Below are 24,250 nucleotides of genomic sequence, written 5' to 3'. Positions count from 1 at the left end.
TAAATAAAAAGCTCTAGATTTTAGGCAGGGGAGGATTTGCTTTTGTTTTAGATTTAGTTTGTTTAATTTTCGACGGCAATACTGGATTTTTTAATTTCTTCAATTCTTTAAAATTTTCCTTTAATTCTTTTAGGTTTTTCTGCTTATCTTTATCAACTGAAGATATTACTGCACCTGATTTATGTAGCTGCTTTGAAAGCTGCTCTAACTGCTTTCTTACTTCTGGTTTCATAGTAAAGTAACAAATTTTACTACCTATTACTTCTTTTATATTTTTAAGGTTTTCTTTTGAAATCTTATAATATTTTATACCGCAATAATTAACTATTTTTGACCATACAGATCTTTTTTGATAAAGCTCTTGATGGATTATATCTACTAACTTTTTTTTGTTAGAAGTTAGTAATTCAATTGAAAATTCTTCTAAAAATCTAGATATACGTCTCTTAATTTTCTCTCGTTGTTGACCTTCAATAGCTATTTTTTTATTTTGCTCTAACTTTCCTATTGATGTTTCAATTATTGAAGATATTTCAGCTTCTTTTTCTTCATTTTTTTTATTCTCGTATTTTTCTTGAGTATTAGAATGCTTTTCTATATATGCTGCTAATTTTTTCTCTACCAAATTTTGAACATATTTGCCGTTAGGGTTTCGTATGTCACTTTCTGCGATCAGTTTATCCATATCAGATAACTTCTCATATTCTTTTATTTCTCGAAAAAGAGGAGCATATAGCAGAAAATTAATACTTTGAGCAATCCTACTATCTATTGAGTCTTTGGAATCCCTTTGGGGATAAAATTTTTGTTTGAGAACGAAATAATGGTTTAATATTTCTTGAGGTATATTTTTGATATTAAGAGGCTGTAGTTCTGACTTGGAGTTAAGTTCGGCTTTCATACCATGACGTTTTGCCTCTAATAATAATAATTCTCCCCAAATTTTATTATCAGTAGTACGACAAACAAAATTCGGGTCATTAACCGGCATTAGCTCGCTTGCATGTTCCATTACTGCCCTATTTAATTTATGTAACTGATTATTTTTAAGATTTGTATTTATAATAGATATAAAAGCTTCTCTCTGCTTTTGCTTACTTGCAGTACTAAAGGCTTGCTGTATTTTTTCTAAAACTTTTAAATCAAAATTCTCATTTTCTAATTCTTCAATAACTAAATCTGCTAGATTTTTATTTGTAATAGAATTTTGACTCTTCTTTGATTCTTTTAACATATATGGTAATAACTTAATGACACAATTATATTAAATATGTAATAAACTAATTACCATGAATTTTTACTGACTATATCACTAAAATTTTAGGATAGTAGCTCGTAGGTCATAATTCTGTTTCAATAGTTCCTAAAACTTTTACTGTAATTATTTCATCATCTAATTTACTATACATTACTGATTCTAAAATATCTGAAGATGCTAAATTACTAATATAAATACTATCTATATCATTTAATACTTTATTAACTACTATTACTCTAGTATCTTTATTGTCTGGATATCCTAATTCTAATGAATTATCTAATTTGCGTTTAAATATAGGCAACTTAAATACTTTATTTAGATCATGCTCATTAATATATTTACTTATAAATAAACACATTGTACTTTCTGCTAAGCTCTGTTTAACATAATGATTTTCTAACTCATCTTTACTTTCATCTTTTAAATTTTTTTGATATAAATTATATATTTTTTTCTGAGTTTCATCATCTTTAAACTTTTTCAAATAAAAATTATTAACTAATAGTTTATAAAGCTGCAATATTGAATTAGGAAAATTAATTGTTAGATCTCCTTCTTCATTAAATTCAGCGGTAAAATTATTTCTTATTGCCTCTAAATAAAGTAAGTTACGTAATATAGAATCATCTGATTTGCGTAGAAAAAAACTTAGATCTTCAGAAACAGATAAACCCACAGCATGCTCCATTATTTTTTCGTTAAGACTATGTAACCTTTCATCAGATATTTTACTTTCTAAATTCAATAGAAATAATTGTTTTATATGTTTCGGTAAATTTGATAGTTTTTGTAGTTCTTGTAAATCTTCTAACGTAATTTTCTTGCTTTTACTATTATAAATTATATGTTCTGCAATATAATTTATATCATACTCATTATCATCACTCTCAACTGTTATACAAAAAAATTTAGTAAATTTCATTTATCCTCCTTGAATATCAAAAAAGCGTATTATGCATAGTTAGTAAATATTAGCAAGAATTTTATACAATAATTAAAATATTTTAATTTTTACTGAGGGGATGATGTAACAATGCTTTTTTAAGATGGTTGGTTTGAAGATGAGTGTAAATTTGAGTAGTAGAGATATCAGCATGACCTAATAGCTCTTGAATAACACGTAAATCCGCTCCGCCCTCAAGCAAATGGCTTGCAAAGCTATGACGCAATACGTGCGGGGAAATATGCTCAGGATTAAGCCCAGCGTAAAGAGCAGCCGATTTTAAGAGGATAGCAAAATTTTGCCTAGTCATGTAACCGGCAGCAGATGAAGAAGGGAATAAGTAAATAAGATTTTTTGGTTTTGTTTTATTTACAAAGTTATCTCTAACTGCTAAATATTTAACAAGACTATTAATAGCCGGCTCATTTATTACTATAATTCTTTCTTTATTACCTTTACCAAGTACGGAAAATATTTTTTTTACCTCTCTTGACACTTTATTACTTAAAATATCGCTGAGTTTAAGGCTAACAAGCTCTGAGACTCTAAGACCGCTAGCATACAGCAAGTGGATCATTGCATTAAGCCGGATACCTTCAGGTGAAGTATCTTGCGAGCAATATTCAAGCAATGATTTAATATCATCTATAGATAATATTTCAGGAAGTTTATTTTGATATTTTGGTAAATCTATATTTAGTAAAGGATTTAAGTTAGTATGGTTTTCACTAATTAAAAATTCATAATAACTTTTTATAGTTGATATTTTTCGGTTAATAGAACGAGCTTGCAAACCATTTTCTGCTAGATACTCAACCCAATTTCTAATATTGTCAGTAGTAATATTTAATTCTGATAATTTTTGCTTGGCAAGATAATTATGAAAATCTAATAAATCACGCTTATAACTAAGTATGGAATTTTTTGATAATGCTCGCTCAGCGAGTAACATTTCTAGGAATTGTGAAATAAATTCCATAAAATTTTTAATTTTAGATGGAGGCTAGGGTCGGAATCGAACCGACGAATAGAGGATTTGCAGTCCACGGCATTACCACTTTGCTACCCAGCCAGTATAATCGCAGTAATACTAACAATATTCAGAGAAAAAAGCAAATAAATTTTATATAACTCGTCATTGCGAGCCACTGAAAGTGGCGTGGCAATCTTATGAGAATGTCCTGGGATTGCATCAAAGCTACACTCCTCGCAATGACAATCAGTTATACAAACTCGCTAATCTGCGATTTTGCAAATAGTTTAATTTGGAAATCAATAAACTCTGCATTACCATTTGCATCTATTTCAGCAAACTTATTAGCTTTAAGTAACAGGTCATAATCTCTTGCTAAATCAGCAAAGAAAAAATCCATCTCACCGCTTTGCTTTACACCTAAAATCTCACCACTACCACGAAGTTTTAAGTCCTGCTCGGCAATATAAAATCCGTCATTAGTTTGTTTCATTATCTCAAATCTACCACGCCCAACTTTACCAAGTCTTTTAGGATTATATAGCAATATACAATATGATTGTAAACTACCACGCCCTACTCTACCTCTCAGCTGATGGAGCTGAGCAAGTCCAAACCTTTCGGCATTCTCAATAATAATTAATGTTGCTTCAGGCACATCTATCCCAACCTCGATAACAGTTGTTGCAACTAATATCTTAATTTCTCCATCCTTAAATTGCTTCATTACAGCATCTTTTTGCTCATTTTTCATCTTACCATGAATAATACCGCTGCATCCTGCATAAATATTCTCAATCGAATTAAAACGATTCATTACATCCATTAATAGTCTATCTTCTTCCTCTGATGTCATCCCGTGGCTTGTCCACGGGATCCAGTCAAAATTATTAGCATTATCAGTTGTTTTTTGGATATTGCGGTCGAGCCGCGGTATGACATCGGAGGTTTTTGCCTGCTCTATCAATGGACATATCCAATATATTCGCTCGCCTGCAACAAGCTTCTTATTTATCGCTTCTATAATATGTTCGATTTTATTGATAGACATGGTGTTTGTTGCAATAGGCAGACGATTTTTGGGCTTTCCTTGAAGCTTAGATATAGTCATATCCCCAAACATAGTAAGAGCAAGACTTCTTGGAATCGGTGTTGCGGTCATAACTAAAACATCGGGATTTTTACCTTTACTTATTAGATCAAGTCTTTGCTGCACGCCAAATCTATGCTGCTCATCTATCACTATATAACCGAGCTTCTTAAAATTTACTTTTTCTTGAAATAAAGCGTGAGTGCCAATTAATATATCAATTTCACCATTTTCAAGCTGCATCATAATATTTTTTCTAGCCGAGCCAAGTATTTTACCGGTAAGTAATCCAATTTTTATATCGGTATTTTTCAAAGCTCTAATAAAAAACTCATAATGCTGATTGGCAAGTAAGTCAGTCGGTGCCATTAAGGTTGCTTGAAACCCCGCAACTGCTACATTCGTTATGGTAAGCAGGGCTACTAAAGTTTTACCTGATCCAACATCACCTTGTAATAATCTCATCATCTCAATGCCGCTAGCCTGATCTTTCTCTATCTCTTCTATTACTTGCTGCTGATAAAAAGTTAACTCAAACCCAAGACTATTTAGTATATTAGCTTGAACCTGCTCCGCTTTAGGGTAAATATTACCATGCTTTCCTACTATTTGCGTACGTGCCTTAAAAAGAGATATCTGATTGGCGATGAGTTCTTTAGCGGCTAAGGATTTTTTATGTACATCGTCATTGCGAAGCCCCTTTAGGGGCTGCGGCAATCCAGAAATTAATGATTTTACATCACTAGATTGCCGCGTCGGCATAAATGCCTCCTCGCAATGACGAAGAACATGCACCCCTTTCAAGCTCTCTAGCACTTCATCCAAATATTCCTTTACCTCTTTATCCTGCACATTCTTACATTTCTCTTCAAACATATCTATTACTTTTATGATATATGAATATAATTGCTTGTTACTAATTAAGTATGTCAAAGAATAAATAGGTTCTAGTTCCTTTGTAAGCTTAGGATTAACGATAAATTCAGGATGAGAAATTTGTAAGTGATGATCAAAAAATTGTACCTTACCACTAATAATATGCTTCGTTCCAACTTTCAGCTTATTAAAAATAAATGGGGGTGGTTTATGAAAAAATACTAATAGCAACGAGCCTGTATCATTACTTGCTGTAATTCTTAACGGCTGATGGCTTTTATTCGGTAGATTAACGCTTTCAATTATTACTTCTACTTGAATTAAATCTCCTTCTTTAACCTCTGTTAGATTAGGTGATAATGTTTTTGTTTGATAAGAAACAGGAGAATAAAATAGCAAATCACGAATATTACTAATACCAAGCCTTTTAAGGGCAGCTGCAGTATCTTCACGAATATTAATAAAAGCTTTGATGGGGGAAAATAAAAATTTCTCTAAAATAGTTAGCATATATAATTATATATCATTATTTAATATTATGATTATATATACCTCTTAAGAATAATAAAAATAATTATTTAATTTGTACCAGAGATGAAAAGCGGTTTTCATCTCTGGTACTCATTATTTTAAGGCTTATAAATCCAGTTTTAGACCCGCTCTAACTATAGCTGAAGATTTTAAAGGCATACCCTCTATAAATCCTGCTGTTTTATAACCACCTGAACCAACTATTTTAAATGTATCATTTAAACTAAGTTCAAAATTAACAGCTCCAAAGCCACCTTTTTTACATTTTTCCTTTAAAGGAGTAGCAGTTAGCATTTTAGGCTGATTCCAATAAGCAGCTTCTAAACCTAAAGAAATAAAATCAAATTTTGCTAAGTTATTTGCTTTAAATCCAACGCCATAAGACTTAAATTTTTGATTTTTTCCGTAGTTAATATTAAGTTGGATATATTTATCGTCAATAACAAAATGATTAACTAAACCACGCTCTAAACCATATGGAGCAAGTATAGCTCTTGTATCTTGATATTGTCTTTAGTGAATAACTGGAGGATACTTGGGGGTACCCAAGTAGAAGGTTGGTATACTGTTGTAGCCCTTAGGACTATGATCCTGCCCATCAGATAAGTAACCAGCCTTCACATACTCACAAAAGATCGGACGGTATCTTAGGCCTTGAAGATTATCAGTGAGCCTGTATGTACAAGGTTGATCTGTGAGTATTCTACTAATTATTAACACAAAAGGTCACTTATGAATAGCGTAATTTTAGGCGTAGATATTTCTAAAAGAACATTTGATGTAGCACTGCTTATTAATAGTAAAGTAAAAACTAAAAAATTTGATAATAATTCAAAAGGATTTTCTAGTTTAAAGGAATGGTTAAAAGGCAAAGAAGCCCTTACTGCTCATGTTTGTATGGAGGCCACTGGTTGCTATGGAACAAAATTAGCTCAATATCTTTATGATAATAATTTCAAAGTTAGTGTAGTAAATCCAGCAAGGATAAAAGGCTTTTCCATGAGTCAACTCTCTCGTGTTAAAACTGATAAGGCTGACTGTCAGTTAATCGCTCAATTTTGCCAGGCAATGCAACCTGATCTTTGGCAACAAAAACCAATACATATACAAAAATTGCAGCAATGGGTAAATCGTTTAGATACTCTAATTACCAACAAACTACAAGAGAGCAACAGGCTTGGAGACATAGATCCAGAAATAGCTGCAGACATACAATTTCACATTGATTTTATAAACGAACGTATCAAAGAGGTAGAAAAACTGATTGCTGACCATATTACGCAACATGAGGACTTAAATGATAAAAGACAGCTACTTGCTTCAATTCCTGGAATAGGAGAAAAAACAATAGCTGTAGTACTTGCTTTTCTAAGTGTAGAAAATTTTGATTCTGCAAAACAAGTAGCTGCTTTTGTTGGTCTTAATCCAAAGCCAAAACAATCTGGCTCTTCTGTACGTGGAGTTGGTAGAATATCAAAAACAGGAGATGCAGATTTACGTAAAGCTTTTTATATGCCAGCTGTAGTTTCTATCAGATTTAATCCGATTATTAAAGATTTCAGCCAACGTTTGGCTGATACAGGAAAACCCAAAATGGTGATAGTGATAGCTGTGATGCGTAAGCTGCTACACATTATTTACGGAGTACTTAAAACTAAAACTCTTTTTAATGCAAATATTTAATTAACGCGAGTTTCGTATTCAAAAAGTCGCTGTATAGCTGATAAACAGTGGGTTACGGGGATATTGATAATACTGTTTTTGTTATAAAGTGAGTACAAAATACAAATTGCTAATTAAAATATGGTATTTAATAGTATTAGAAAAAAGTTTATAGGTTATTGAAAAAACTTTAAGAGCAATAACCTATGATAATGGATTTTACAGAAATATTTTGTTACGTCGATGATTTTTTTCAAGAATTAGAAAAGCATACAAATTCAATTACTAACCATAACAACAAATCTGGTCCTAAAAGTCGACTTAACAGAAGTGAGGTAATAACAATTATAATAGGCTACTGGCAGTCATCTTATGATTGTTTTAAGAATTATTATCTGAAGCAAATATGGATTCATCATCAAAGAGATTTTCAATTAGTAAGCTATAGTCAATTTATGAAAATAATAGGTCCACATTTACCACTATTAGTACTAATATTCAATTCTATTTTGGATCAGTGTGACGGCTTTTCTTTTGTAGATTCAAGTAGTATAGAGGTATGTAAGAGATATCGTATTTCAATGAATAAAGTGTTCGCCGGCATAGCAGCACGCAGTAAGACAACAAAAGGTTGGTTCTATGAACTTAAACTACATCTAATAATTAATAGGGTCGGTGGTATAGTTAAAGCATCTTTTAGCCCTAGCAATAAGGATGATAGAAAACAGCTGGAACTGATGATCAAAAATCTTTTTGGTAAAGTATTCGGAGATCGTGGTTATATTTCACAACAATTATTTCAACAACTTTTAGAGCAAGGAATTTTTATGGTCACTAGGGTAAAGAAAAATATGAAAAATAAACTTATGTCTATGTTGGATAAAATATTATTGGAGGGTGTCAGAAAGTTTGTGTAAGTTGTAAAAACAGTTAAGAATAAAATTAATTAAAACAACTTACATGAGGCTAATATGAAAAATAAGAGCAAAGTATCAAATCCGACTATAGAAAAAGTAGTATCAGAAATACTATCACAAAGTGATCCAACTGAGATATTTGGGAAGGAAGGGATATTTCAGGAATTTAAAAAGCAGATAGTAAATAAGATTCTAGAGAAAGAAATGGAAGCTCATATAGGTTATGAGAAGCATTCTAAGAATACCAAGGATTCAGATAATAGACGTAATGGCAATTATGAAAAGACTTTAATAGATCCAGAAGGTCGTAAATTGACAGTAGAAGTGCCAAGGGATCGGGAAGGAGAATTTGAACCTCAACTAATTCCAAAAGGAGTACGAAAATTTGAAGGATTTGATGATAAAGTAATATCGTTATATGCTAGGGGAATGACTATTCGAGAAATACAATGGCACTTAGAAGAACTATATGCCACCAAGGTATCATCTGAGTTAATATCAAAGATAACTGATGGCATTTTAGAGGAAGTTACTGTTTGGCAGAATAGAGCACTTGATAGTATATATCCTATAGTGTACTTAGATTGTATTCATGTTAAATCCAGGGATAATCATGTAATAATAAATAAAGCAGTATATCTGGCTATAGGAGTTAATATGGAAGGCAAGAAAGAGCTATTAGGTATTTGGATAGGCAAGAATGAAGGTTCTAAGTTTTGGATGCAGGTAGTAACAGAACTGAAGAATCGTGGTGTAGAACAAATATATGTTGCATGTGTTGATGGTCTTAAGGGTTTTCCGGAGGCGATAAATAGCATTTTTCCAAAAACCATAGTGCAGTTGTGTATTGTTCATATGGTAAGAAATTCTGTAAAATACGTATCATACAAAGATTTAAAATCGGTAACAGCTGATTTAAAGGCAGTTTATTCTGCAATAAATGAAGCCGAGGGATTAAGAGAATTACAAAACTTTGCCAAAAAATGGGATGACAAATATCCAGTTATTTTTGATATATGGCAACGAAATTGGTCTGGCATAGCTCCATTTTTTAGCTTTCCAGAAGACATTAGAAAGGCGATTTACACTACTAATGCTATTGAATCCACTAACCGTCAAATTCGTAAAATTATTAAAAATAAGGGAGTATTTCCAGATGATAAATCGATTCAGAAAATAATCTTTTTGGCATTGACAAATGCCTCTAAAAAATGGACAATGCCTATTAAGAATTGGGCGATGGCTTTAAATCAATTTGCAATTCTTTGTGATACTAATTTACAAAATTGGGCAAATGGAGAAATTGTACTTACACAAAGAATCTGACAGAACCTATTATTGCTTAAAAGAGCATTAATAGAATCTGTGTTTAGTAAAATTAAACTATTGGGGAAGTTTGAACATTCAAGGCATAGATCAGTTACAAATGCCTTTGTGCATATGCTTGCAGCACTGATAAATTATCAAATGTCTGATAATAAACCTTCTATTACATCTCTCTTGATATGCTAAATCCTATGCTATATTAATTCGAAACTCGCGTTAATTAGAAAATTAGATAAGATTTATATGAAAAATTTGAAAAAAGTTATTGACACCCAAGACGGTATCTGATGGAAATAAAACAGCGTGGCAACCAAAAATGAAAAAAATTTGGTTCACTGAATTTGGTTTTCCATCGATAGATAAAGCTTCCAATCAACCTAATGTGTTTTTTGATCCTAAATGTACGGATGGCGGTGCTCCTAAATACTCCTCAGCAGGCACAGATTTTTTAGCACAACGCATAGCTATTAAAGGGTTTATAGAATATTGGCAAACACAAGAATATATAGAAGAGATGTTCTTATGGACATGGGATGCACGCCCCTACCCCGCTTGGCCACATGGTAATATTTGGAGCGACAATCATTTATGGGAAAAGGGACATTGGGTTAACGGTAAACTTGGCACTTGTAGCCTTGCTGAAATAATACTTGAATTATCTAATAGATGCAGGATTGATATACAAAGCATCGATATTTCTACCATTGATGAAATAGTAGACGGTTTTATTTTAAATAAGGTTTTATCTGCTGTAGATGTTATTAACTCCTTAAGAATATTCTATTTCTTTGACATAATTGCGAATGAATGTGAAAAAATAAAATTTTTAAAGCGAGGCAGCGGAAAATTAGAATATATAAACGAAAAAGCTTTAATAAAACTATCTGATAACAGCTATATAAAGCAAACAGAAATACCTGAAGAAAATATCATCAACAAACTAAATATCAATTTTATTGATAGATTTAATAATTATGAACGCCAGTTTAGGATAAGGAGGTCTGAGGATAAGCAAGTAGTGTTAGAAATTTTTTAGATTTATTGAAATTAAAAGCATTTACGCAAGAAAGTATATGAACTAAGAAATTAATAGGGGAGCGATGTCTTGAATGTTCAAGGTTCATGCTGTTTTTTAGTACATTAAATACTGATTCAATTATTGATCTGCTTTTTAAGAGTATTTTATCTTCTATATCTAATAAATGATTTTTCATATCCTTGCGAATCCCAGTAAATAACCGTAGCCCACGACTAAATAATTTAGCGGACATTTCCTTAGAAATATAAGCCTTGTCTCCAAATAATTTACCCCATAATCCTTTGGTAATTGAGTCTACAGCAGATAAATCACTAGCATTACCCTTTGTTATTTTAATTGCCATAATCTGACCTTTATTATTAATTACAATATGTAATTTAAATCCCATAAACCATCCGTAACTACTCATACCTATTTTAGCAATGCCACTAAACACTTTATTATTATTTGTACGTTTTGCATGACATATCGATAATTTGGTTGAATCAACAAAATATATACCAGTCTCATCTCCTGTAAATAATTGTAACATTATAGTTAAAGGTAATACTAATCTTGGCCACAACTGGATTATCCGACTGTAACTAGGAAGACTAAAATATCCTCTATATTTACATGATAGATGATATAAATAATAATTCTTAAAATCTTTGCATGGAGATATATAAAAATATAATACTATAGTTATATAGTTCTGAAAGCCTTAAACTCCCTGATCTCCTACGCTTCCTAACGCTGGGTATTAATTTGCTTTCTTCCCATTCTTCGTAAACTTTACAATAATTATCTATTATACAAAATAGAGTTATGATACATCTTTTCATTGTTGAGTGCATATTTTTTTGATTCAAAATCTATGTAACTCAACACTCCTCTCTTGTAAATACCCTGCTTTATTATCTTTATTCCTTACACTCTTATCCTAAACTGGCGTTATGATGATTGCTATGCTTATGTAAATAATGAGACCATTTCAAATAGCCCTAAACTTAACGTTAAAATTCCTATTATTTTATCACTGTCAGAAATAGAAAATATAGGGCTCTGTCGCATCTATTGCCAAGTGTCGTAATATAGGCTATAAAGAGCCAAAAAATTAGCAGTATGCCATTTGCAATATCACCAAAACTTTTGAAGTATTTTAAAGGATTTTGTTCATCTCCTGAGATAATCATGTTATTTGTGTATATGAAATGTAGATTTTCGTTAAGTTACAGAGAACTTGAGGAGATGGCAAGTATCAGAGGTGCTAAAATAGATCACGCTACTCTTCAAAGATGGTTAATTAAATTTGCTCCTTTGATAGATAGGGAGGTTAGAAAACGTAAGAAACCGATTGGCAATAGCTGGAGAATGGATGAAACATATATTAAGCTCAATGGTAAATGGGTATATCTATATAGAGCCATCGACTCTTGTGGCGATACTATTGAGTTCTTATTAAGAAAACGTAGAGATGCTGCAGCTGCTAAGGCGTTTTTTAAAAAAGCCTTTAAGAGTAACGATATACCTAAAAAGGTAGTAATAGATAAGAGTGGTAGTAATACTTCGGCTCTTACTGACTTTAATAAAAACTCACCTAAAGAACAAAAGATAAAAATACTTCAAAATAAATATCTGAACAATTTGATAGAACAAGATCATAGATTTGTTAAGAAACGAACTAAGCCAATGCTTGGTTTTAAGAGTTTCCGTAGTGCTAAGATAACTATTGCTGGTATTGAAAATATTCGTATGATTCAAAAAGGACAAATAGTAGGAGCTAATGAGCAGGTATCTACTTTTGAAAACTTTAAAATGTTAATGGCAGCATAATATCTAAAATCTTAGGTTTTAGTGAAAATACTAGACATGATGTATAGATGCGACAGAGCCAAATTAGATCATATAGATCCTAGTATAAAAGAATCTCAAAAATTAACTGTTTTGCCTATAGTAGAAGCAAAGCTAAAAGAACTAGATAAATGGTGTGAAGAACCTACAAAAACAGATAAAACTCTTATTTGGAAAAATATTGGTAATGTTATAAAGCACAGTTTAAAAGCTATCAAAAATATAGGTAATAAAGGATATACTGACGAAATTGAGAAAGTGCGTTATTATATGAAAGCAGTAAAAAATGCTAAACAAAATACCAAAGAAGCTAAAGAAGAAGTACGAGGTGCTACCAAACCTTTAACAGCTAAATCTACAACAAAAAAACTTCTAGAAAGTAAGCTCCAACCTAAAAAAACTAAGTCTAAAAGCAAAACTAAACAAAGAGGTTAGTAAAAACTTTTTGGGTCGATATCTATTTTTATATGACAAAAAGAGGGGATTTTAATCAGCTCTAACCAAAATTTTAAATATTTTTGCAGATTAAATTTTTTATCAGCAATAATAAGTATTCGAAAGCGATATTTACCAGCAAGTTTTGACATTAACGAGCTTGCTGGTCCTAAAATTTTCACCTGTGCTTCTGGAGCAATTCGTACCATGTTCTTAGCAACCTCTAAAATTTTATGCTCATTTGTGCCGGATAAAATTACTGATGCCATTTTTGAGAATGGCGGCATATCGGCAGCTTTCCGTACTTCCAATTCATTGACAAAAAAGTTATCTTCCCGCTCATCTTTAATATAACTAAAAATAATATTATCAGGATAATAGCTTTGTAAATATACCATACCTTTAGAATTTCCACGCCCTGCTCTACCCCCTACTTGATGAAGCAACTGAAAAGCCCTCTCACTTGATCTAAGATCAGCATGATTACTCCCAAGATCGGCATCGACTACTCCAACTAAAGTAAGATTTGGAAAATGATAACCTTTTGTTATCATTTGCGTTCCTATTAATATATCAATTTCTAGATTTTCCATTTGATGTAGAAGCTGAGCTATTTTTTCTGGATTTTTAACATGATCCTTACTTATCACAGCAATTTTACTATTTGGAAAAAGTGTTTTTGCCTCTTCCTCTATCCTTTCTATTCCAGGTCCGCAAATAGCTAGAGATTCATCTTCTAAGCATTCAGGGCAAGAGTTAAAAATCTTACTTTGATAACCACAATGATGACATTCAAGCTTTTTAGAGTTTTTATGCACTACCATCCAACTAGAGCAATATTTACAAGTAAATCTATGACCGCAAGATTTACATAGCATTAAAGGGGCATAGCCTCTTCTATTAAGGAATAAAAGCGTTTGCTCTTTATTTTCTAGATTATTCTTGATGGCTTTTATTAGAATATTAGACAAGTAACAATTTTTAGGTAGCTCTTCCTTTGTCATGTCAATCATTTCAATATTCGGTAAAACAGCGTTTTTATATCTACTACTTAAGTTAATTAAACTATATTTTCCTATATTGGCATTATACATTGTCTCAATAGAGGGCGTTGCCGAACATAAAACTATTTGTGCTTTATCAAACGTACTTCTAACTATAGCAGTATCTCTTGCATTATATAACACACCATCATCTTGCTTATAAGAATCGTCATGCTCTTCATCAATAACTATTAACCCAAGGTTTTTAAAAGGCAAAAACAAGCTACTCCTAGCCCCAATTACTATCTTAACTTTATCCTCTAATATACCTCTTAAAATCATTTTCTTTTGAGCTTTTGTAACGCTCGAATTCCATATTATAGGATCAAACCCAAAACGCTCCTTAAAACGATTAATAATTTGCGTGCTTAGTGCTATTTCTGGAAGCATCACAAGTGCTTGCTTACCTTTTGCTAAATATTCTGCTATTAGATGAAAATAAACTTCTGTTTTACCTGAACCAGTAACACCTTTAATAAGAATTGGTTTATTACTATTGTTTAACATTTGTAACACCTGTTTTTGCTCTTCTGATAAATCAGGCAACGTAAAATTATTATTTATTTTCTGTTCTTTAACTTTAATTGGCTTTTCGGCTATATCTACTGGTAATACTAATTTAGCTATGCTACCAAGCTCAGCCATGTAGTAATTACTCATCCATTTAATTAAGTCTAAAACTTCTGAAGTTATAGTTAAATTTAGTGGTACTTTTTCTTTTATGGTTTTTAGCTTCTTTACTTCAGGAATATTAGCAAATTCCCATACTATGCCGGTTAATTCCTTATTTCTAAAAGGCACTATAACAAGATCACCTATATTTAATGATAAATCTTCAGGGATTAAGTAATCTAGAGGAAATAATTTTACTGCTGGTAATAATATCTTCGCTATTTGCATATATAATTTGTTTTATATAATTTTTTTTATTATATACTAAACTAATAAATTATAAAAACATCGATGAAAAAAATTATCATAGCAATTTCTGGAGCTTCAGGGGCAATATATGGTATTCGTTTACTTGAAGTATTAAAAGAACAGAATATCGAGACTCATCTAATTATTTCAGATGGAGCCGCTCTTACTATAAAAGCTGAAACTGAATATTCTATAGAAAAAGTAAAAGCTCTTGCAAATTATCATTATAGTAATAAAGCTATAGGAGCTGCTATTGCAAGCGGTTCGTTTAAAACTTCTGGCATGATAATAGCACCATGCAGTATGAGGACTTTGGCTAGCGTTGCTCATGCAATGGAAGATAATTTAATTACCAGAGCAGCAGGAGTAGTATTAAAGGATAAAAGAAAGCTCGTTTTAATGACTCGCGAAACACCTTTGCATACAGGACATATAAAGAATATGTTAAAAGTAGCAAATTATGGCGGAATTATAGCACCACCAATGCCAGCTTTTTATAGCAAACCTAAAGAAATAGATGATATAGTAAACCACTCTATCGCTAGAGTCTTAGACCTTTTCGATATCGAAACTAATCTGATTAAAAGATGGAGTGGGCTGTGAATAATAAAAAATCAATTTTGTTATTAAAATCTGCACTAAAAAAAGCTCGAAATACTATTAATAAATACTATTCTCAAGAAGAAAGTTTAGTAGATAAATTAATTACTGAACGCAGAAATGAAGCAAAAAATGAAGAATATAAAACATCTAGTTTGTAATAATATCATGCTTTCTATGTCATTCCCGCGTGTCATTGTTGCGTAAACCGAGAATCGTCTGAGCTAAGCGACTGCAAGGAGCATGGCAATCTAGAAAAAATAATAAAAAATGCTAATTTATAGCATTTTTTAACTGGATTGCTTCGTCAAAACTTACAGTTTTTCCTCGCAATGACGGAAAAATTGAGCTATGCAACAACGCCGCTTTTAGCTAAGATGACGTAGAATTCCTAATATAAAATAACAATTTCTTATAACAATTCAATTATTAAAAAAACAACAATGGCACGTAATAAAACAAACAACGATAAAAATATAGCTAACGATGAAGCAAATACTGTATTAGCAAGAGTTTTACCTTCAAATACTCAGGCAGAACAGATGCTTATTGGGGCAATTTTAACCAATAATGAATTGCTAAACTATGTATCAGAATTTTTACGCAGTGAGCATTTTTTTGAACCTATTCACCAAAAAATCTATAACGGAATTGAAGTAATTACCGAAAAAGGTTTAATCGCTACCCCTATAACATTACGTAGTATGCTAGCAAATGATGAGCTTTTTGCTGAAATGGAGGGAGCTGAATATTTAGCAAAATTAGTCACTATGTCAATGATGGTAATTAATCCTATTGACTATGGTAAAATAATATATGATTTAGCAATAAAACGTTATTTAATAAATATCGGTGAAGAAGTAGTAAACGACGCATATAATTCTTCTTTAGAGTTTGAAGCAAAAGAACAAATTGAACGAGCCGAATCTAAGCTTTATGATTTAGCTAGTGAAGGGATAAATGAAAAAAGCTTTACCAAAATTGCTATACCTATTTCAGAGTCGATTGCCAGCATAAATAGAGCAATGAAAAATAACGATCATGTGATAGGTATATCTACTGGCTTAATTGATTTAGATAGTAAACTGTTTGGTTTTCATAATTCTGATCTTGTAATTCTTGCAGGACGTCCTGCGATGGGTAAAACAGCCTTTGCTTTAAATTTAGCTTTAAATGCTTGCAATAATATGCTTATTAAAAATAAGCGTGATAATCAAGAAGTGCAATCTGTGGGATTTTTCTCTCTAGAAATGTCCTCCGAGCAGCTTACAACACGTTTGCTTTCAATGAGTGCAGGAATTGACTCTACTACTCTTCGTACGGGAATGATTAATGAAGCAAATTATAATCGTCTTCGCAAAGAAGCCATAGCTTTATCAGAATTATCATTTTTTATTGACGATACTCCTGCCTTAACTATTTCAGCTATAAGAACACGTGCTAGAAGAATGAAACGCAAGCATAATTTAGGTATATTATTTGTCGATTATTTACAGTTAATTAGAGGTGTAAGTAAATCCGATAATAGGGTTAATGAAGTTTCAGAAATCACCCAAGGTTTAAAAGCCATAGCCAAAGAATTAAATATTCCTGTCATTGCATTATCTCAGCTATCAAGAGCCGTAGAGCTTCGGGAGGATAAAAGACCTATGCTATCCGATCTTAGAGAATCAGGAAGTATTGAACAAGATGCCGATATAGTTATGTTTATTTACCGAGAAGAATATTATCTAAGCAGAAAAGAGCCTGCAGCAAGCGACCCTAAACATGCTGAAAAATATGCTGAATGGCAAGATAATATGAGTAAAGCACATAATATTACCGATATTATAATTGCAAAACACCGTAGCGGTCCTGTTGGAAATGTTCAACTTTTCTATGACAGTCAATATTCTAAATTTGTTAATCTAGAAACAAAATATCCAGTGCATCCGAGATAATAGTTGTATAAAACTCAGGGTTATCTAGTGCTTGACCGAGCTATATATACTGCTAATAAATGAAGAGTTGGATAGACGAAGTTTTATTTGGAAAAGAGCAAGGCGTCTTGAAGCTGATAACCGCAGCGTATACTTAATACGTGAGGATTATCAGCAAAAGACAACGTAGCCAATTTTTCAAATAAAACGAGTATACTTATAAAATACCAATAATCGTATTAGTAAGTTCATATCCCATAATAAATATTCCGATAATTACTGATATAACAATTAAATATTTCTTTTTTAGTTCAGGATAATAAAAATTTTTTATTTTTGCTTTATATAATAAGTAAGCAGGCAATAAAATTGCAATTATTACCAATATCATACCGGCGAACCAAAAGCATTAGGAATTAGTATTGTTACAATATAAGCTGGTAATATAGTAGTAGAAGCAGCTATTATATAACGAATCATTGAATTACACTGTAGGTTTGAAAAACTTACTTTAAGAGAATCACATAGACCTACACCTACACCAATTACTGAGGTAGCTATAGCTAAAGTAGAAATTATCCACACTAGCAATTGTACGGACTGCCATTTTGCTATACTGCTTAATTCTTTAACTAACTCTCCTACTTCAACATTGCCTACAACCATCTGTTGATAAAATACCGGATTTTCATGATGTATTACAGTAAGAACGCTACATGTCCAAATTATATATACTATTGCTGGAATTAAAGTACCAAATAAGAATGCTAATTTTAATGTTCTAGCATTTTTATTACAGTAATTAGTTAAAGTATGAAAAATTACTTGGAAACCAAAAGAAGTAAAAACTACAGGCGTTATTTCACTCCATACTAATATTTCTTTATACCTTGATGAAAATAATGGTAAATTGTACCATTTAATCATAGCAATAAGTCCTATAATTAAAATTGCTATTACTTATAAGTATGCCAATAAATAACAAACGATTTATATAATCTATTAACTTTAACGGTAGCAATAATACTAAAATAGATATAACAGCATACCATGCTCCTATATAAACTATACTTATATCTAAGGATAATAAGTTTTGTATTATTGACGAACCTCCATATATAAAAACTGCCAGTAAAGCGTATGAAAGAATCTTAAGATTTACCATACCGATAATTTCAGCAATACGTCCTGAAAAATATCTTCCAAGTCTTCCTAATGCTAAACCTTTACCGGCTTGAAGGTTAAGTTCTAAATTAATTAAGGAAGTATAATACATTAGAAACCAAATTATAAACATTAATATTATACTAGGTATTAAACCTATTTTTGCTAATACCATAGGCAGGGCTATCATACCGCTACCTATACAAGTACCTGCAATTAATAAAATTGAACCGATAAGTTTTTCCATATTTTTAATTAAGGCTTATAATTAAGAAGAATTATATATAGACTAGTTGAAATTTAGAAGCAATAATATTCGCAAGAATAATAATGAGAAAAATAAAAAATTTTCATAGATGGCTTTTATAGTACTAAAACAAGCGAAGACTGCATAACAATCTCATAATTCAATACAAAAATTCCTGAGATTGCCTCGTTAATTACTACGTAATTTTCTTGCAATGACGATTTTGAAGACTAACTACGCATGACTCCTTTTTTTATCACTATTTTTGGCTTAGGTTTTGCTTTTACTTTATTGTTATAAGCAAGTGTGACTTTAGGCTTGGCAGATGCTACGTTAAAGTGCTGATCTAATAATCCGATCATTTTCTGATCACGAGATCCAGCACTTCTACCGCCTGTAACAACTGCGATTAATGATTTACCGTTTCTTGAGGCAGTAGTAACTAAATTATAACCAGATGGATTAGTAAAACCTGTTTTTAGACCTTCAGCTCCTCGATAGTTTTTAGTAATATTATTATGTCCATTTCTTGTATTACCGCGAAATACAAAACTTGTTTTGGAAAATAACGGATAATATTTAGGATAGTTTTTCTTAATTGCTAAAGCAAGCTTAGCCATATCTCTTGCGGTGGTTTGCTGCAACGGGTCATGCAAGCCTGAAGCATTCTTGAAATAAGTATTTTTCATCCCAAGTTGTTTAGCTTTGACATTCATTGCATGGGCAAAAGCTTTTTCTGAGCCTTTAAGGTTTTCAGCAGCAACCACAGCAGCATCATTAGCAGAAGTTATAATTAACCCATTAATAGCATCTCTGACTGTTATAGTTTCGCCTGCTTTTAAACCTAGCTTACAAGGAGGCATTTTTGCCGCTTTTTCTGATACGGTTAGCTTTTTATTTAATGATAGTTTACCTGTCTCAATTGACTCAAACATTAAATATAGCGTCATTAATTTAGTTAAAGAGGCGGGATACATCCGAACTTGTGAATTATGAGTATGCAAAACCTCACCATTTTTTTCATTAATTACTAAACTAGTTTGAACGGGAATAGGAACTTTAGAAGAATTTTTTACAGCCTTTTTTGCTTCACTTACTTGGGTAAGTAAAGAAATGATAACAAAAATGTAAGGCAATAAAATTTTTCTAAACATCTTATATAGATAAAATATTATTAGAGTTTGGTCAAGATGAAATTATAACTTTACCGTCATTGCGAGGAGATGCGTAGCAGAGGGCGGAGGCAATCTTATGAAGCAGCATAGAACCCCTGAGATTGCCACGCTCATTTAATTCGCATAGCTTATGACGCCAAAACTTACTATATATTAACCTTTTTATTAAGATACATTAATATAAATAAAGCAGGCAAGGCTAAAATGATAGTGAAGATGAAAAAGCCATTCCAGCCTAGCATATTTACAAGTTTACCAGCATAAATAGTGACAGTATTGTTACATAAACTGCTCGCAGCGGTAAAAAGTGCATATTGCGTTGCTGAGTATTTTTTATTACATAAATAGCTTATATATCCGACCAAAGCAGTAGTACCCATAGCGGCAGCAAAATTTTCTATAGTAATAGTAATTAATAAAGCTCCAAAAGAAGGAGGTTGACCGTTGAGCCAAATAAACGCAAAATGTGTTAAACTTTGAATAATACCGGTAATAATTAAGCCTTTAAAATTATTAAACCTATACATCACTATACCGCCGACAAAGCCACCAACTAAGGTTGCAATCAAGCCATATAGCTTAACAATTACTGCTATTTCTGATTTAGTATAACCAAGTTCTATATAAAAAGGCGATGCAATAGATAAAAGCATCGAATCACCAAGTTTAAAAAATATTACAGCAAACAAAATAGTTATAGCAAATTCTCTTTTAAAAAAATCTTTAAAAGGACTAATTACTGTATGAATCCAAGAAGCGATAGAAGTAAATTTTATCTTCTCTCTTACTAATTCTTTTTCCTTTACTGTTATTATAAAAATAGTAGAGACGGCAAATATTATACCTATAACAAAGAAAGTTAATTGCCAGTTATCGTTAGTTATTTCAGCAAAATATAAAGCCCAGCCACCTGTAATCAACATACCAATTCTATAACCGAATACCGCTGTTGCACTAGCTATGCCTTGGGTTTCTTCTTCAAACTTATCAATACGAAGAGCATCAACAGCAATATCAAATGTGCTTGATAAAAACCCTAAAGCTATGGTTAGAAAATATAAAGCAGTTAAAGAAGCAGCAGGGTTTTCTCTTCCCATAACTATCAATACTAAAGCCATCAAACTGCTACATAATATGAGCCAACCTTTTCTATGTCCCCATTTGCTTAAAAAAGGCACTTTAAAATTATCAATCAGAGGAGACCAAAATACTTTTAAGGAATAAGATAATTTCGCTATTCCAAAAGTAGTGATAACAGCAATATCCACACCTGACTCTTTTAACCAAACCGAAATAGTAGTAAAAATTACAGCCAGCGGCATCCCACTAACTATTCCTAAGATTAATATTTCGAATAAGCGGTAGTCTTTAAATATTCTGGTGATAAGCATGTTAGTTGTTTTTATTTATGGTTAGTACAGTAGTGTCATACCGCGGCTTGACCGCGGTATCTATTTATTATAAACTGTGTCCTGCTACAAGCTCACGGAATAACATTAGAAACAGTTTCTTCCCTCAGCTCTTTATTATACAAAGCATAATATTCACCCTTATTATCAAGCAGCTGCTTGTGGTTTCCTTGTTCACAAACCGCACCGTTTTTCATCACAATTATATTATCAAGGTCAGTAATGCTACTTAAGCGATGGGTAATAATTAAAGTAGTTTTTCCTTTGCGTAATTTCTTTAGAGATTCTAGAATTTTCTGCTCAGAAGATTGATCTAAGCTGCTTGTTGCTTCATCCCAAATTAGAATAGGTGCATCTTTTAAGAAAGCTCTGGCAATCGATAAACGTTGACGCTGACCCCCTGAAAGAGTTGTCCCTTGCACACCTATTTGTGTATCATAACCATTTGGTAGCTGCATGATAAACTCATGTGCATCAGCATATTGTGCTGCCTTAATTATTTCTTCCTGTGTAGCATTAGGTTGACTATATGCTATATTCTCGGCAACGCTAGTATCAAATAAATGCGTATCTTGTGTAACTAAAGCAATTTGGCTGCGTAGAGAAGTAAGCTTAATATCTTTAATATCATGAGTATTAATTAAAATTCTTCCTTCTGTGGGATCATAAAAACGTGCTAACAAATTGCTGAGTGAAGTTTTACCACTACCAGAACGCCCAACAAACGCAATCATTTTATTAGGTTTTAACTTTAAATCTATATGTTTTATAGCTACCTTACTTTCAAAACTTAAAGCTAATTTCTCAAAAGTAATTTGTGCATCAGATAAATCGATTTCCTTAGAATTACTATGATCTTTAATTAAAGGTTCGGTATCTAAAACACTAAACACCCTTTTAGCTGCTGCAATCCCCTCTTGTAGGTTAATATTCAATGATACTAAACTTTTAAATGGTCTATAAGCTGCAGCAAAAGAAGCTAAAAAAGCAAATAATGCACCTGGAGTAGTCTTTCCATCAAGTACCAAACTACCTCCATACCATACCATACCACCAACTGCAAGACCGCTTAACCCCTCCATAATAGGTGAAACTAACGCATCTAATTTAGATGTTTTTTTATAATATTCTAAAATATTGTTAATAATCAATGCTGCTCTTTTACTTTCTATTTTTTCGCCGACAAAAGATTTAATAATTTTAATTGATTGAAAGGCTTCATCAAGTTTAGAGGTATAATGCCCAAGCTCCTCTTGTGATCGTGCAAATATTCTCCTTATCCTTCTACCCATCTTTTGTACCGGATAAACAGCAAGCGGAAAAACAAGGAAAACCACACAAGATAATAGCGGTTCTAAATTAAACATCGTTATTATTAAACATACTACAGTTAGAAAATGTTTAGCACATCCGACGAGTAAATTAGAAACAGCACCACGCATTAAAGAAATATCGTTAGTAAAGCGGGATATAAGACGCCCTGAAGATTGCTTTTGAATAAAAGAAATATCGGCAAATAACAAATGCTCATACATTTTTATCTGCAAATCGTTTAATACTCTCTGCCCGACAAATTTTATTAGATAATTCTGATAATATTCCGAAATTCCTTTGACAAAGAAAGTTACGATAAGCACTATCGGCATTATAACAAGCATTCTTCTATCATGCGTTAAAAAAATCTTATCAATAATAGGTCTAACCGCATGTACTATAATTGCCGTACAAATTGCTGCGACAGCCATACAAAATATTGCTACATATATCTTAGTTGCATAAGGTTTAATATGATTTTTTATCAACCTTTTAATTATATAAAAAGCTTGGTAGTCATTATCTAAATTATTGTTCATTGTCGTTAAAAATATTAAATTGGTAAGTAGAGCTAGTTGGCAGTGGAATTTTTAAATGCTCAAAAGCAGCAGCTGTTATCACCCTGCCCCGTGGTGTTCTTTGTAGTAAACCTATCTGTATTAGATAAGGCTCTATGGTTTCCTCAAGTGCATCACGCTGCTCGGAAAGAGCGGCGGCAATTGTCTCAATCCCGACAGGTCCACCATTATAATTATCTGCTATAAATTTGAGATAACGATAATCATTGCTATCAAGCCCAATAATATCAACCTCCAAGCGGTTTAAACCAAAATTAGCTATTTCTTTATCTATTTCTAACTGATTGTTAACCGCCGCGAAATCTCTTATACGGCGTAGCAACCTTAAGGCGATTCTTGGCGTTCCTCTACTTCTTCTTGCTATTTCTTCTGAACCTGAATCAGTCAAATCAATATCAAGCAATTTACTTGCTCTGTTTAAAACCTTTTTCAGCTCTTCGGTATTATAGAAATTCAAACGCATAGGAATACCAAACCTATCACGCAAGGGGTTACTAAGCAAACCAAGACGGGTAGTAGCACCTATAAGCGTAAATTGTGGTAGGTTTATTTTTACCGATCTTGCAGCAGGACCTTCTCCAATAATTATATCAAGCTCAAAATCTTCCATAGCCGGATATAAAACCTCTTCAACCGAAGTATTTAAACGATGAATCTCATCAATAAATAATACATCATTTTTTTCAAGGTTGGTGAGAATAGCAGCTAAATCTGCTGCTTTAAGTATGGCAGGACCGGAAGTAGATTTGAAATTACCACCTATCTCATTAGAAATAATCTTGGCAAGCGTAGTCTTACCAAGCCCAGGCGGACCGTAAAATAAAGTATGATCAAGATGCTCGCCACGTGATTTAGCTGCCCTAATAAATACAGAAAGGTTTTCCTTAATCTGTTGCTGTCCAACAAATTCTTGCAAATATGACGGTCTTAGCGGCAACTCTTGATCATTCTGATTTTTTTTAGGAGATAATATATTAGTCATATTTTAAATATA

22 protein-coding genes, 1 tRNA gene and 2 pseudogenes are annotated in these 24,250 nt (G+C 32.1%); 9 read left to right on the top strand and 16 right to left on the bottom strand.

The window, feature by feature from the left end; translation table 11 throughout:
• Positions 1-13: 13 nt before the first annotated feature.
• The 7 genes and pseudogenes from AAGD54_RS04825 to AAGD54_RS04800 all read right to left on the bottom strand — a co-directional run bounded on the left by AAGD54_RS04825 (position 14) and on the right by AAGD54_RS04800 (position 5,968).
• Complete coding sequence (locus AAGD54_RS04825) at positions 14-1,234, bottom strand: DUF5410 family protein (RefSeq protein ID WP_341794250.1); 1,221 nt, start codon at positions 1,232-1,234, stop codon at positions 14-16.
• 106 nt (positions 1,235-1,340) lie between these two features.
• Complete coding sequence (locus AAGD54_RS04820; RefSeq protein ID WP_341789138.1) at positions 1,341-2,183, bottom strand: DUF5410 family protein; 843 nt, start codon at positions 2,181-2,183, stop codon at positions 1,341-1,343.
• Between the two features lie 82 nt (positions 2,184-2,265).
• Positions 2,266-3,183, bottom strand: coding sequence for a site-specific tyrosine recombinase XerD (gene xerD, locus AAGD54_RS04815; RefSeq protein ID WP_341789137.1), 918 nt, complete (start codon positions 3,181-3,183; stop codon positions 2,266-2,268).
• A gap of 18 nt (positions 3,184-3,201) precedes the next feature.
• Positions 3,202-3,276, bottom strand: a tRNA-Cys gene (locus AAGD54_RS04810).
• A gap of 151 nt (positions 3,277-3,427) precedes the next feature.
• Positions 3,428-4,942: pseudogene (locus tag AAGD54_RS04805) on the bottom strand (ATP-dependent DNA helicase RecG); the annotation flags it as partial.
• Positions 4,943-5,053: 111 nt separating this feature from the next.
• Positions 5,054-5,653: pseudogene (locus AAGD54_RS09455) on the bottom strand (ATP-dependent DNA helicase RecG); the annotation flags it as partial.
• 126 nt (positions 5,654-5,779) lie between these two features.
• The gene (locus AAGD54_RS04800; protein ID WP_041804889.1) at positions 5,780-5,968 is read right to left on the bottom strand and encodes a hypothetical protein; all 189 of its coding nucleotides are present in this window, start codon (positions 5,966-5,968) and stop codon (positions 5,780-5,782) included.
• A 438-nt stretch (positions 5,969-6,406) separates the two neighbouring features.
• Here AAGD54_RS04800 and AAGD54_RS04795 point away from each other — a divergent pair, with 438 nt between their 5' ends.
• From AAGD54_RS04795 to AAGD54_RS04780, 4 genes are all read left to right on the top strand, one after another.
• Positions 6,407-7,357, top strand: a complete 951-nt coding sequence (locus AAGD54_RS04795) for an IS110 family transposase (protein WP_012152859.1) — start codon at positions 6,407-6,409, stop codon at positions 7,355-7,357.
• A gap of 191 nt (positions 7,358-7,548) precedes the next feature.
• Complete coding sequence (locus AAGD54_RS04790) at positions 7,549-8,253, top strand: IS982 family transposase (protein WP_341794248.1); 705 nt, start codon at positions 7,549-7,551, stop codon at positions 8,251-8,253.
• Between the two features lie 54 nt (positions 8,254-8,307).
• Positions 8,308-9,579: an IS256 family transposase gene (locus AAGD54_RS04785; protein ID WP_341794247.1), complete on the top strand. Its 1,272-nt coding sequence runs from the start codon at positions 8,308-8,310 to the stop codon at positions 9,577-9,579.
• Positions 9,580-9,844: 265 nt separating this feature from the next.
• Positions 9,845-10,615: a glycoside hydrolase TIM-barrel-like domain-containing protein gene (locus tag AAGD54_RS04780; protein ID WP_341794246.1), complete on the top strand. Its 771-nt coding sequence runs from the start codon at positions 9,845-9,847 to the stop codon at positions 10,613-10,615.
• On the opposite strand, the gene AAGD54_RS04775 is transcribed toward AAGD54_RS04780, so the two are convergent.
• Positions 10,566-11,282, bottom strand: coding sequence for an IS982 family transposase (locus AAGD54_RS04775; RefSeq protein ID WP_341795139.1), 717 nt, complete (start codon positions 11,280-11,282; stop codon positions 10,566-10,568). The two genes, AAGD54_RS04780 and AAGD54_RS04775, sit on opposite strands and share 50 nt — an antisense overlap.
• 440 nt (positions 11,283-11,722) lie before the next feature.
• On the opposite strand from AAGD54_RS04775, the gene AAGD54_RS04770 reads away from it, so the two are divergent.
• Positions 11,723-12,433: an IS6 family transposase gene (locus tag AAGD54_RS04770; protein WP_341794245.1), complete on the top strand. Its 711-nt coding sequence runs from the start codon at positions 11,723-11,725 to the stop codon at positions 12,431-12,433.
• 21 nt (positions 12,434-12,454) lie between these two features.
• Entirely contained in the window at positions 12,455-12,886 is a 432-nt protein-coding gene (locus AAGD54_RS04765) for a hypothetical protein (RefSeq protein ID WP_341794244.1), read from the top strand.
• On the opposite strand, the gene AAGD54_RS04760 is transcribed toward AAGD54_RS04765, so the two are convergent.
• Positions 12,883-14,829, bottom strand: a complete 1,947-nt coding sequence (locus tag AAGD54_RS04760; RefSeq protein ID WP_341794243.1) for a primosomal protein N' — start codon at positions 14,827-14,829, stop codon at positions 12,883-12,885. The two genes, AAGD54_RS04765 and AAGD54_RS04760, sit on opposite strands and share 4 nt — an antisense overlap.
• Before the next feature lie 63 nt (positions 14,830-14,892).
• Between AAGD54_RS04760 and AAGD54_RS04755 the strand changes: the two genes are divergently transcribed.
• The 3 genes from AAGD54_RS04755 (at position 14,893) to AAGD54_RS04745 (ending at position 17,390) form a co-directional block, all read left to right on the top strand.
• The gene (locus tag AAGD54_RS04755) at positions 14,893-15,453 is read left to right on the top strand and encodes a UbiX family flavin prenyltransferase (protein ID WP_341789200.1); all 561 of its coding nucleotides are present in this window, start codon (positions 14,893-14,895) and stop codon (positions 15,451-15,453) included.
• Positions 15,438-15,611 (top strand): hypothetical protein, encoded by a 174-nt coding sequence (locus AAGD54_RS04750; RefSeq protein ID WP_341795222.1) that lies wholly within the window; start codon positions 15,438-15,440, stop codon positions 15,609-15,611. Before AAGD54_RS04755 ends, AAGD54_RS04750 begins: the two co-directional genes overlap by 16 nt.
• A 282-nt stretch (positions 15,612-15,893) precedes the next feature.
• A complete protein-coding gene (locus tag AAGD54_RS04745) occupies positions 15,894-17,390 on the top strand; it encodes a replicative DNA helicase (protein WP_341794242.1) in 1,497 nt (498 codons plus the stop codon).
• Positions 17,391-17,586: 196 nt separating this feature from the next.
• Here the strand turns inward: AAGD54_RS04745 and AAGD54_RS04740 are convergent, their stop codons facing one another.
• The 7 genes from AAGD54_RS04740 to ruvB form a co-directional block, all read right to left on the bottom strand.
• Complete coding sequence (locus AAGD54_RS04740; protein WP_341789198.1) at positions 17,587-17,760, bottom strand: hypothetical protein; 174 nt, start codon at positions 17,758-17,760, stop codon at positions 17,587-17,589.
• Positions 17,757-18,296 carry an aromatic amino acid transport family protein gene (locus tag AAGD54_RS04735; RefSeq protein WP_341794241.1) on the bottom strand — a complete coding sequence of 180 codons (540 nt, stop codon included), beginning with the start codon at positions 18,294-18,296 and terminating at the stop codon, positions 17,757-17,759. The genes AAGD54_RS04740 and AAGD54_RS04735 overlap by 4 nt, the downstream gene beginning before the upstream one ends.
• The gene (locus AAGD54_RS04730; protein ID WP_341794240.1) at positions 18,289-18,780 is read right to left on the bottom strand and encodes an aromatic amino acid transport family protein; all 492 of its coding nucleotides are present in this window, start codon (positions 18,778-18,780) and stop codon (positions 18,289-18,291) included. Before AAGD54_RS04730 ends, AAGD54_RS04735 begins: the two co-directional genes overlap by 8 nt.
• 230 nt (positions 18,781-19,010) lie before the next feature.
• Positions 19,011-19,934, bottom strand: a complete 924-nt coding sequence (locus AAGD54_RS04725) for a D-alanyl-D-alanine carboxypeptidase family protein (RefSeq protein ID WP_341794239.1) — start codon at positions 19,932-19,934, stop codon at positions 19,011-19,013.
• A 167-nt stretch (positions 19,935-20,101) separates the two neighbouring features.
• On the bottom strand, positions 20,102-21,346 hold the full coding sequence (locus AAGD54_RS04720; RefSeq protein WP_341794238.1) for an AmpG family muropeptide MFS transporter: 1,245 nt from the start codon (positions 21,344-21,346) through the stop codon (positions 20,102-20,104).
• Between the two features lie 92 nt (positions 21,347-21,438).
• Positions 21,439-23,217 (bottom strand): ABC transporter ATP-binding protein, encoded by a 1,779-nt coding sequence (locus tag AAGD54_RS04715; RefSeq protein WP_341794237.1) that lies wholly within the window; start codon positions 23,215-23,217, stop codon positions 21,439-21,441.
• Positions 23,207-24,238, bottom strand: a complete 1,032-nt coding sequence (gene ruvB / locus AAGD54_RS04710; RefSeq protein WP_341794236.1) for a Holliday junction branch migration DNA helicase RuvB — start codon at positions 24,236-24,238, stop codon at positions 23,207-23,209. Before ruvB ends, AAGD54_RS04715 begins: the two co-directional genes overlap by 11 nt.
• Positions 24,239-24,250 lie beyond the last annotated feature (12 nt).

The sequence above is a fragment of the Rickettsia endosymbiont of Rhinocyllus conicus genome, from assembly GCF_964026465.1.
Lineage (GTDB): Bacteria > Pseudomonadota > Alphaproteobacteria > Rickettsiales > Rickettsiaceae > Rickettsia.
The sequence above is the reverse complement of the archived record's forward strand: the minus strand, read 5'-3'. Positions and strand labels throughout refer to the sequence as shown.